The 10,422-nt window shown below is 44.5% G+C and carries 12 protein-coding genes; 2 read left to right on the top strand and 10 right to left on the bottom strand.

Translation table 11 applies throughout. The features are described from left to right. Window positions 1-240 precede the first annotated feature (240 nt). Complete coding sequence (locus QM454_RS10470) at window positions 241-867, bottom strand: TVP38/TMEM64 family protein (protein ID WP_432357643.1); 627 nt, start codon at window positions 865-867, stop codon at window positions 241-243. 150 nt (window positions 868-1,017) lie between these two features. Between QM454_RS10470 and QM454_RS10465 the strand changes: the two genes are divergently transcribed. Together QM454_RS10465 and QM454_RS10460 are read left to right on the top strand one after the other, a co-directional pair. Next, window positions 1,018-1,743, top strand: coding sequence for an AzlC family ABC transporter permease (locus QM454_RS10465; RefSeq protein WP_432357641.1), 726 nt, complete (start codon window positions 1,018-1,020; stop codon window positions 1,741-1,743). Next, window positions 1,743-2,051: an AzlD domain-containing protein gene (locus QM454_RS10460; RefSeq protein ID WP_432357638.1), complete on the top strand. Its 309-nt coding sequence runs from the start codon at window positions 1,743-1,745 to the stop codon at window positions 2,049-2,051. The genes QM454_RS10465 and QM454_RS10460 overlap by 1 nt, the downstream gene beginning before the upstream one ends. Window positions 2,052-2,156: 105 nt before the next feature. Here the strand turns inward: QM454_RS10460 and QM454_RS10455 are convergent, their stop codons facing one another. From QM454_RS10455 to cccB, 9 genes are all read right to left on the bottom strand, one after another. Further along, window positions 2,157-2,420, bottom strand: coding sequence for a CsbA family protein (locus QM454_RS10455; RefSeq protein ID WP_432357635.1), 264 nt, complete (start codon window positions 2,418-2,420; stop codon window positions 2,157-2,159). A gap of 90 nt (window positions 2,421-2,510) precedes the next feature. Then, window positions 2,511-3,680, bottom strand: coding sequence for a PDZ domain-containing protein (locus QM454_RS10450; protein ID WP_432357632.1), 1,170 nt, complete (start codon window positions 3,678-3,680; stop codon window positions 2,511-2,513). Window positions 3,681-3,862: 182 nt separating this feature from the next. Further along, window positions 3,863-5,305, bottom strand: a complete 1,443-nt coding sequence (locus QM454_RS10445) for a S41 family peptidase (protein WP_432357629.1) — start codon at window positions 5,303-5,305, stop codon at window positions 3,863-3,865. Window positions 5,306-5,410: 105 nt separating this feature from the next. Continuing rightward, window positions 5,411-6,010 (bottom strand): redoxin domain-containing protein, encoded by a 600-nt coding sequence (locus QM454_RS10440; protein WP_432357626.1) that lies wholly within the window; start codon window positions 6,008-6,010, stop codon window positions 5,411-5,413. Beyond that, window positions 6,003-6,665 (bottom strand): hypothetical protein, encoded by a 663-nt coding sequence (locus QM454_RS10435; RefSeq protein ID WP_432357623.1) that lies wholly within the window; start codon window positions 6,663-6,665, stop codon window positions 6,003-6,005. Before QM454_RS10435 ends, QM454_RS10440 begins: the two co-directional genes overlap by 8 nt. A gap of 202 nt (window positions 6,666-6,867) precedes the next feature. After that, window positions 6,868-8,154 carry a murein hydrolase activator EnvC family protein gene (locus QM454_RS10430; protein ID WP_432357621.1) on the bottom strand — a complete coding sequence of 429 codons (1,287 nt, stop codon included), beginning with the start codon at window positions 8,152-8,154 and terminating at the stop codon, window positions 6,868-6,870. Window positions 8,155-8,231: 77 nt separating this feature from the next. Next, the gene (gene ftsX, locus QM454_RS10425; protein WP_432357618.1) at window positions 8,232-9,116 is read right to left on the bottom strand and encodes a permease-like cell division protein FtsX; all 885 of its coding nucleotides are present in this window, start codon (window positions 9,114-9,116) and stop codon (window positions 8,232-8,234) included. Next, entirely contained in the window at window positions 9,106-9,792 is a 687-nt protein-coding gene (gene ftsE / locus QM454_RS10420; RefSeq protein ID WP_432357615.1) for a cell division ATP-binding protein FtsE, read from the bottom strand. Before ftsE ends, ftsX begins: the two co-directional genes overlap by 11 nt. A 168-nt stretch (window positions 9,793-9,960) precedes the next feature. Then, the gene (cccB, locus tag QM454_RS10415) at window positions 9,961-10,278 is read right to left on the bottom strand and encodes a cytochrome c551 (protein WP_432357613.1); all 318 of its coding nucleotides are present in this window, start codon (window positions 10,276-10,278) and stop codon (window positions 9,961-9,963) included. Between the last annotated feature and the right edge of the window lie 144 nt (window positions 10,279-10,422).

Here is a 10,422-nt window from a genome sequence, read left to right as displayed (position 1 = left end):
ACCGAAAGTTCAGGAGGACAGGAACTATTAACATTTACTTGTAAAAAGCATCTAGCGCGAGAAGCGAAATGCAGCCGCATAGCACTCCCCGCGATTCAAAAATGCGCATATATCATATTTCTCACGCATAAATCACTAGAATTACGCATAATTAAGTTTAACCACGCATAAAACGCTAAAATTACGCATAAATTTCCACATACGCGCATAAATCGTAAAACTCACGCATAACCGCACCGTTCAATCCTCTTCCTCATCATCCTGAAAAATCGAACTCGACTCCTCTTCTACTTTTCGATCAAGCCGCTTCTCAAGCCACTTGCCAATGACCCAAAGAAGAACGATAATGCCAATAACAATCCCGGTTCTTATAGGTTGCGTTAACAACGCCTTTAAATCATGGCCGATAAAACTAATCGTGAAAATCATAACAAACTTACCGGCCATCAAAATTAACAAATAATATTTCTTCTTCAAATTCGACAAGCCCGCCACGAGATTCACAAGTGCGGACGGTGTAAACGGAAAACAAATAAGCAAAAACAACGGACCGAACCCGTTTCGCTCCACCCAGCCTATCAACTGTTGCACACGAGCATTCCTCGTTAACAAACGCAAAAAGCGATTGCGCCCATAATTTCGGATAATCAAAAACACTGCATATGAACCTGCAACCGTCCCCGCCCAAGACAAAATGAATCCGTACCAAAGCCCATAAGCCCCCGCATTCGCAAATACGAACACAAAAAGCGGCAAAAAAGGCAAAAAGGACTCTATAAAAGGTAGCAACAAACCGATAAACGGCCCGAGCGCCTTATACTGTCCTGATAATTCGATAATTTTATCTATATCCATCCATTCATTCATCTGTAACACCCTCGCCTATTAACAATCGGCCAAACCGATTTCTGCTATCAATATACTCCTTAAAATATTCCCTATTCCCTAATAGAATAACACTAAAACATCAAAATATAGTATAATTTCAATCATACATATTAAGAAAGACGTGACAGTATGATAAAAAATCAATTCACAGCAGGCCTCAAAGCGGGTCTCAGCATTGCAATTGGCTACTTCCCGATTGCGCTCACTTTCGGATTGCTTGCCAAAACAACCGGACTCTCCCTCATCGAAGCGACCGCGATGAGCATATTCGTCTATGCCGGAGCCTCCCAATACATATCACTCAACCTTATCTCATTCGGAGTTGACCCGGTCACGATTGTCATCAACACATTCATCGTCAACATTCGTCATTTCCTAATGACGGCTTCGTTAAATGAAAAGATGCATCGCGCACCGAAATGGGTGAAAGCGGTCTACTCGTTCGGCATTACAGACGAATCGTTTTCCGTGCTTGCGACAGGAAAAGAAGGAAAAATCTCGACCGCCTATGCATTCGGCGTGACAATTATCGCTTACGGTAGCTGGGTCATCTTCACAATGGCCGGCCACGTCGTCGGCGCCAATCTGCCTGCATTTTTGCAAGTCGCTATGTCGATCGCACTGTACGCCATGTTCGTCGGCCTACTCGTTCCTGCTATGAAAGGGAACCGAAAAGTCATCATGCTCGCAGCAACTGCAGCTTTAATCCACTGTATCATCTATTTCGGTGAACTACTTTCCACTGGTTGGGCGATCCTCGTCTCAACACTCGGATCAGCAATACTCATTGAAATCATTCATACACGACGCGAAAAAAGTACCCACGCCGTGCACAAAGAAAAGGAGGGATACTAATGGGACCGACATATTGGTGGATGCTCTTCGGAATGGCACTCGTTACGTACATCCCGCGAATGGTGCCCCTCACATTTCTTGACGGAAAAGAATTGCCCCCGATTGTCAGCGGCGTCTTGAGCAACATCCCATACGCCGTACTCGGAGCACTTATCTTTCCCGCCATCATTTTCGTCCAGGAAGGCAATATTCTATTCGGCATTATCGGCGCTGCAACCGCCTTCCTTATCGCATTTTTAGGCGGTGGCGTCATGCCCGTCGTCCTCGGCACAATTGGCGTACTAGCTATTTATAGCTTATTTATGTAAATCTTTTTTTGTGAATCGCGTCAAAGAGCATGAACGCTGCGCGAACTTGCAGCGCTCCGCAATCATCTGAAAGGCCGCCCCGTAACCGGAGCGGCCTTCGTTTATTCATTCATCTACCTCTATGCCTTGCCTTCTCGCTTTCTTCACCATCCGCGTTGCGTACCAAAAACCGACCGTCAGCGAAAGGGCATCCGCCGCGTACAAAATCCAGTTATGCGTATAGCCCGCATAAACCGATGCCGCAATGAGCGCAATCGTTAAGCCAAGCCCTACAAAGTGGTGGAATGTAACGCGTGTGAAAAACACGACGAGCAATCCGGGTAAAAACAAGGCGAGCATCAATTTTGTTTCCAACGTAGTAATATCCATTTCCCATCAAACCTTCCGAATGAAAATTTGTGGCATCCTCCGTCTGCATAACTAATTTCAGCAAAAGCGGGAGGATTTTCTCTTGAATTCTTAACGGACGACGAGCAGGCCTAACCGGTGATGATCATGGCGGTATAGCACTTGCTGCATAAGCCGCACTTCACCGTCGCGCCCAATTACTTGCAGACGGCAATGGGCCGCATTCACTTGAATCGCGTCATACAAGTCTTTTTCATTCGACACTTGAATGCCGTTTACCGTTCGGATGCATTCCCCTGGTAGGAGTCCAAGCTTTTCACCTGGCGACTCCGGTAAAATGCCCGCGATAATAACCCCCGTCGATTGAGGTGCCGCCGCGAATCCACCGTTTCGTTCCCGTATCGTGACAAGGAGCGTTAGCATCGCCCGACCAATTACACCGATGAGCAACGCAGCCCAGCCGAGGACCGGCATCCACCATGCAAATGCCCCAACAGCAATGACAACGGCACCAATGACAGTAATTGCTTGTCCCACTTTCGGAAATAGCACGTCCGGAAAACTTGCCCTCGCGACTTGAGAAAATCCGATAACAATCGGTACAGGGAGGAAACTGAAGGCAGATGCACCGAGCGTAAATTGTGGCCAATACGGCGCGTATGCCGACAACATATCCCCTGGCACGAGAAACACAACCGGCAATAGCCAGAGCCGTTTTGATTTATACGCAGCTGCCCGCAATCCGCGATTCGTCTGCGTCAAAAAAGGAGATGCATATGCTGCACTATGACGACGGACGAGGACTCCTTCAACAATGAGGAATAGTCCCGCAATGACAGGTACCGTCAGCGCCATATTCCCGAACAGATCAACATCACTTGGCATCCATCCACGATATGCAAAATCGGAGCCCCATTGTTGGAGTGCGTACAAGCCGAAAAATGCAATTGCAGCAATGTAAATCGGTGATGCAATTTGATAATAAAACGAGAGCATCACCAGAATAGCGACTGCAGAAAAAAGGACAATCCACCCGATGTCGACCGTCAAGCCAATTCCAGAAATTAAGACGGATACAATTAACGCCGGCAGCCACGATTCAGCTAGCAACCGTTTCATCTCCGTCAAGCCCGGATGAAGTCGCACGAGGAAACTACGTCGCTCTCGTTTCACCCGGAAATACCCTAAGCCGACTGCCGCCACTATGGCAATCAACCAAACAGGATTCAGGAAAAATAGTGCAATAGCTTCTAACAGATCCATCAGTACTTGTTCACTCATCAACTGTCACCATCCCATTCCCGAAAACATGATTATTCTCTATTGTATCAAAAGAAACGTCTCACGTGTGAGACCGCCACTAAAAATCTATTACTTTTCCATTCAAAAAACTCCTTGCGAGTGCAAGGAGTGTAGAATGGTAGAACAATAGAATCGTCTGTAATTTATGAGCCGATGCAATTTTAATTACTTAACATATGATGCACATATCCAATCGCTACTTGTAACTGGATATCGTTCGCTTTATCTTTGCGGTAATTCTCGACACGATCTCGGATTGCAGCGAAGAATTTACGGTCCATGAGGCTCTCCGGAGATACATTTGCATCGACGCGGAACTCGTGGACAGCAACGGAAGTCGATTCGTCAAAGTAGCCGTCATCCCGTTCAATATTATAACCGAGAGCGGCCAATATCCGTTGCCCATATGCGATATCTTCATGATAATCGCCGACTGCATAGACGTCCGTCGAGAAACGGATATTTTCCTTGAATAGACGATTCGGCTCAGAGGCTAAGTCGACGTCGACACCTTTTCCGTGAATCCACGTCTCTTTCGGCGTGAGCCATTTATGTGTCGATAACTTCATTTCGCCACCGTTCGAAAGCTCCATCGTATCTTGAACGGTCCCTTTCCCGAAGCTCACTTGCCCAATAATAAAGCCCCTTCGCAAATCCTTCAATGCACCGCTCAACACTTCGCTCGCGGATGCGCTTCCTTTATCTTGCAACAAAACGACCGGCATCTTTTTCAGTTTTTCATCATACGTGAAATTTTTCGATGGCTCTACGACGAGCGGTGTCAATTCGCCTTTTGCATTTTGCATGTATGCGAAAATCGTATTTTCCTGCATTAAACTCCCGACAACTTCACCGACAGCACGTAAATAACCGCCAGGATTGCCGCGCACGTCAACTACAAGTGCTTCCGCACCACCTTTGATCATCGCATCGGTCGCCTTTTTCCATTCAGCCGCTGTCTCATCACCGAACATCGTCAACGCTATGTAACCGAATTTCTTACCCCTTTCCTCCATCAGTTCAGCCGTTACCGTTTTTACAGGAATGACTTCACGCACAATTTTCAACTCAAGATGCTTATTTAAGTCTGGCCTATAAATCGTCATTTCCAATGCGGTCCCTTCTTTACCCCGAATTTTCTTGACGACATCTTGAAGTGTCAGTCCCCCTAGCGCTTCCCCATTAATGCGCACAATTTCGTCGTAAGGTTGCAGCCCCGCTTTTTCTGCAGGAGACCCTTTAATTGGCGCGACGATAATGTATCGTCCACTGGACCTCGTAATTTCCGCACCGATGCCGACCTTTTCACCGGCGAGCGACTCCCTGTGAGACGCAGCTTCCTCTTCCGAAAGATACGTCGAATACGGATCTCCGATTACATCCGCCATGCCACGTAGCGCCCCTTCGATGAGCATGTCCCCATCGACCGGGTACACCGCTTTCTCCTGTATGATCCCATACGCTTCATCAATGACGGGAAATGCTCCATTTAAAACCGAATTCGCATTCTTCCCTTTCTCCGCGGAGCAACCGTCCAACAATAGAAATACGCCTGCCGCGATTACCGCTAATATCGCAAAAACTAAAAACCGGCTTCTGCGCATCGATAACATCCCTCCTCCGTCCACTATATGAACGAAATGAGTATGTTACGACAACAGAAATCCGGCTTTTAGTCGAATTGTTAGTATACATTGAAGTCTTTTTAATTAATCAAGATCGTCAATAAGCGTTTTTAACATCGCTTCATCCATTGGCCCTTTTACGATTTGCGAAATTGTTCCGTCTGTGTTCAACATATACGTCGTCGGAATTTGAAATGCTTTATACGCTTCTCCGACAATCCCTTGTTCATCTAAAGGTATTTTGAACGTTAAGCCGTATGAGTCAATAAATTCTTGAACGACTTTGACGCCACGGTTTTCGCTATCCGTCAAATTAACCGCAACAATTTCCACATTAGCCTCTTCTGCGGAATTCCGATAGTAATTTTGCATATGCGGCATTTCCGCCTTGCAAGGAGGGCACCACGTTGCCCAGAAATTCAGGACGACCTTTTTCCCTTTTAGTTCGGATAATTTGAGCGTATCGCCATCCAACGTCGCCAATTCGAAGTCCGGTGGAAGATCTCCTAAATTTAATCCGACGGAAACTTCCTCAGCATTCCCTTCCGCTTCAACTTTCGTTTCAATGAGCACGCCGGAAGTATTAACTGGCTCCGCCTTCTTCACATTTTCGTTCACCATAATTGCGATCATCGACCCGATGAGCAATGCTGCGATTACATACCCGATCACTTTTTTATTCATTTAACTTACCTCCGTCATTTTGCTCGAATACTCGTTCCTTCACAAAAATCCCGATGAAAAACAGACCTAATCCTATCGTCACAAGTAGCGGCGGATTCATCAAACCTTTTGGTTGAATCGCCGCGACAAATATATGAGATGCCATGAAAAGCATTGAAAACTGAACGATATAGCTGCCCGTTTGATGGACATTTTTCCAAATAAACAGTAACAGGCCAATAAATATAATAGCCGTCCCGATCCGTGCAAATGAACTTCCTTCATTAAACAGCACCATCATCACTTGGAAGACCGCTTGAACGGAAACAGCGCCTATGAAGAAGGCAACGAGCATATCGTCATCAATACGACCCTTTCTCCAATCACGCCATGCCTGAAACGCGACAAACGCTAATCCGAGGAGGAACCCAACAATTCCACCGTTGAAATAAAGAATTGCAAACGGTGCATCTAGGACAATTTTGAAGTCGGTAATGATCACCGATAACTTCCATATGATGATGAGATAAAAAATCGCATCTCCGAACCGACTAGCGGGCTGTTTACCGAATTTCAGCCGGATAGCAATATATGAAACAATGAATGCGATGATGAGAGCAATCCACGTAGACGGCGCCGTAAAATTACCGATTAAAAACAGTTTCGTGACAGTCATTCGACTCTAAACCCCTTTACTACTTCTAAAGGCAATGCTAAAGGAAAAACAAAGATGTTGCGAGTATAATGCTCGTAGGTTGACAGAAAAATGGTAAGCGCTCATGAGGCTTTGCTATTAGCAACTTACTGCGGAACAAACGAACATAAAAAGAACTGCACCCCCAATTCAATAGAGGATGCAGTTCTAATACGATTGTTAATTAAAATGAAACGTACCGCAAAGGATTCACAGCGCTTGGACCGGATGCCGTCCAGTTCCCGATGTGAATTTCGAAATGCAAGTGAGGACCCGTCGATGCTCCCGTATTGCCAATGGCTCCAATATACGTGCCTTTGTCGACAACTTGTCCACTACTTACGCTAATTTTCGATAAATGTGCGTAGACAGTCGTCATAATACCGCCACTTGTTGAATGTGTAATCATAATGACATTCCCATAACCACCCATTGCTCCTGCATACGAAACGACTCCATCCCCTGCTGATACGACCGGCGTTCCGATTGGAGCAGCAATATCTATTCCTCGATGTTGTCGCTTTGTTTTATAGATCGGGTGTGTACGCCAACCAAATGAAGATGAAAATCGTCCATTCGCCGGTTTCGTCCAGAAGCCACTTGACACATGCGGCAAAGAGCCTGGTTTAGCAGCAGCTGCTGCCTCTCGCTCTTTCCGTTTGCGTTCCGCCTCTTGACGAGCAATTTCAGCAATTCGCTTCTGTTCTGCGATTACTTTCTTTTCAAGTTCAGCTTCGATTTCAATCGCTTCATGATACTCTTCTTCCAACGATTTCTTCTCTTCTGATAGCCTTTCCTGCTCAGCTTCTAACTCATCGATAAGTTTATTTTTCTCTTGTTTCCTTGCGTTTAAATTCGCTTTCAGCTTTTCAAGTTTCGCTTTGTTTTCTTCTAGCTCTATCAATTTCTTTTCAACGAGCTCTTTTTCAACTTCAAGACGTTCAATATCTTCCTTTTGCCTCCGCATAATATCACGGTCTGCCTCAATTAATGTCGTGACAGCGGAAAAACGGTCGATGAAATCTGCAAAACTGTTTGCCCCTAGCAAGACGTCTATGTAGCTTACATCATTGCCCTTCACTTGCATAGCTCGTACGCGTTCCCGAAGGACGACGTCGCGTTCAGCAATCTTAATTTCAAGATCCTCAATGGATGCCTTCAATTCATCGATTTCTTCATTCGTTTTGTTAATTTTATCGATAACGCGATTCATGTTTGCATTTGTTTCATCGATTTCTTTATTCAATACATTAATTTGATTTAAAAACATTTCAATTGAATTCTCATTCGCCTTAATAGCGTTCGTCTTTTTTTCCATATCCGACTTAATTTCTAGCTTTTTTTGCTGGTATTGTTTTTGTTCCTTTTTCAAATCGTTCAAAGTGCTTGCCAAAACACCCGGTCCGCCTACAATCGTGGACATGAGGAATATGACGACGAAGAAAGACAAAAGCCATTTACGCTTATTCAACTTCTTATTTCCCCCTTTAAGCTACTGCTGCGCGTTTCACCAACTACATGTTGTGCCGCGCTTTTTGTGACATCCTATTAGACTCTAAGAAATTTGCGAACTGACATGAAACTACCCCATACCCCGATAAATACGCCCATGAAGAGCAGAAGGCCATTCACTTGTAGAATGAAAGGTGTTGTATTCAGTAATTGGAATAATTCGTTTTGTAATCGTGGCTGCCATTGTGTATAAAGTTCATTGTACGAAATGGAAATGACGACCATCGGAATAATTGAGCCGAGTACGCCTAGCCAAACTCCTTCCAACACAAATGGAATCCGAACAAAGCTATTCGTTGCACCTACGAGTTTCATAATCTCAATTTCTCGACCTCTCGCAACGATTGTAAGACGGATCGTATTTGAAATTAAGAACATCGCAGTAAATAATAGGGCTAGAATGAGCACGATTCCAATGTTTCTGCTCATATTGAGCACATTAAACAGCTTCTCAATCTTCCCTTCGCCGTAGACGACTTGATAAATGTTGTCGTATGTATTGATCTTTTCGGCTACTTCAGCCGTCTTATGTGGATCTGTCGCTTTCACATATAGAGCGTCTCCTAATGGATTACTCTGCTTATAAAGATTCAATTCGTCTCCGAAAGACTTAATCATCTTATCGAGTTCTTCGTCCTTTGTCGCATGAATGACTTCTTTCACGCCAGGTGTTTTTCGAACTTTATTCTCTAACGCTTTCACCGCTTCGGCATCCGTAGCCGGTTCCATAACGACTTTGATTTCCACATCATTCTCAATGTTTTCCGCCAGCTGGTTTAAGTTCATCATTATGACGATGAACACCCCGACGAGTAGAAGCGTGACAGTTACTGCACTGACAGAGGCGAACGTCATCCAGCTGTTTCGGCCGAGGCTTTTTAGGCTTTCTCTTAAATGCCGCCCCATTGTCCTAGCTTTCATATCCGTATACCCCTTCGTATTCATCTCTTGTGATCATGCCGCCATCGACGACGATGACCCGATGTCTAATTGTATCTACAATTTCTTTATTATGCGTGGCCATAACGATAGTCGTACCGCGCGCATTTATCTGTTCAAAAATCTTCATAATTTCCCAAGACGTTTCCGGATCTAAGTTACCTGTAGGCTCGTCCGCTATGACGACTTTCGGAACATTGACGATTGAGCGAGCGATGGAAACTCGTTGTTGTTCTCCGCCTGACAATTCATTCGGGAACATTCTCGCCTTTTGCGTTAATCCGACGAGCGCCAGTACATCATTTACTTTTTTGCGGATTTGTTTAGGTGACTCCTCAATTACTTCAAGTGCGAACGCAACATTCTCGTAAACATTTAATTTAGGAAGTAATTTGAAGTCTTGGAAAACGACGCCGATCTGCCTTCTCAAGTAAGGAACTCTTTTATTTCTTAACGTAGCAAGATTAATACCATTAATAATAATGTCGCCTTTTGTCGGCGTTTCTTCTCGATACATCATTTTAATGAATGTCGATTTTCCCGCTCCGCTGGGCCCAACGACATAAACGAACTCACCTCGACCGATTTCGACGTTGATGCCATTCGCAGCAACAACCCCGTTCGGGTATTTCTTATATACATCTTTCATCACAATCATGTAAAAAACCACCTGAATCGTATTGTCTTTCTTATCTATAAGACGTTAAATTCATTATAGCATGTATAGGCTTGCTAATTATTACAGATATATTTCATTTGAGATGACATGTTTCAACAAAAAAAACGCAAAGGGCTACATTATCGCCAATTGCGTTTTGGATATTTATTATTTCTTTTCAGCAAGCCATTTTGTAACTGCCTCAAGTTCTTCACCTTTAATCAAACCGCCAGGCATGCTTCTCGATATTCCATTTACAATAATGTCATGAATTTCATCTTCGGAGTACTTGGAGCCGATGTTTGCCAATCCCGGCGTTGGCCCACGTCCTTCAAGATTTCCACCATGACAATTTGCACAGCTCGCTCGATAAACTTTTTCCGCGTCTATTTCAGCTGTACTTCCGTCACTCGCATTATTATCTCCACCGCATGCGCCAAGGACAAGTGCCGCACCAAACATGACTGTTAGTAGCTTTTTCTTCATGTTATTGCCTCCTGACTAAAAATTTTCCTACACTCCTTAGTATACCAAAGGATTAGGATCGTACACCGCTAGAGAAGGCGGCCATTTTTATCAAATTGGTGACAAATTGGAAAGTTTTTCTGAGAATAAATCGATATCCGAAAA

This window comes from Sporosarcina sp. UB5, from assembly GCF_050859005.1.
In the GTDB taxonomy this organism is placed as follows: Bacteria; Bacillota; Bacilli; order Bacillales_A; family Planococcaceae; genus Sporosarcina.
The sequence above is the reverse complement of the archived record's forward strand: the minus strand, read 5'-3'. Positions and strand labels throughout refer to the sequence as shown.

Excerpts from the sequence above, each read along its gene's own strand:
- QM454_RS10455 (WP_432357635.1), bottom strand. The coding sequence starts at position 2,420 with ATGGATATTACTACGTTGGAAACAAAATTGATGCTCGCCTTGTTTTTA.
- cccB (WP_432357613.1), bottom strand. The coding sequence starts at position 10,278 with ATGAAGAAAAAGCTACTAACAGTCATGTTTGGTGCGGCACTTGTCCTT.
- QM454_RS10440 (WP_432357626.1), bottom strand. The coding sequence starts at position 6,010 with ATGAATAAAAAAGTGATCGGGTATGTAATCGCAGCATTGCTCATCGGG.
- QM454_RS10435 (WP_432357623.1), bottom strand. The coding sequence starts at position 6,665 with ATGACTGTCACGAAACTGTTTTTAATCGGTAATTTTACGGCGCCGTCT.
- QM454_RS10470 (WP_432357643.1), bottom strand. The coding sequence starts at position 867 with ATGAATGAATGGATGGATATAGATAAAATTATCGAATTATCAGGACAG.
- ftsX (WP_432357618.1), bottom strand. The coding sequence starts at position 9,116 with ATGAAAGCTAGGACAATGGGGCGGCATTTAAGAGAAAGCCTAAAAAGC.
- QM454_RS10460 (WP_432357638.1), top strand. The coding sequence starts at position 1,743 with ATGGGACCGACATATTGGTGGATGCTCTTCGGAATGGCACTCGTTACG.
- ftsE (WP_432357615.1), bottom strand. The coding sequence starts at position 9,792 with ATGATTGTGATGAAAGATGTATATAAGAAATACCCGAACGGGGTTGTT.
- QM454_RS10445 (WP_432357629.1), bottom strand. The coding sequence starts at position 5,305 with ATGCGCAGAAGCCGGTTTTTAGTTTTTGCGATATTAGCGGTAATCGCG.
- QM454_RS10465 (WP_432357641.1), top strand. The coding sequence starts at position 1,018 with ATGATAAAAAATCAATTCACAGCAGGCCTCAAAGCGGGTCTCAGCATT.
- QM454_RS10450 (WP_432357632.1), bottom strand. The coding sequence starts at position 3,680 with ATGAGTGAACAAGTACTGATGGATCTGTTAGAAGCTATTGCACTATTT.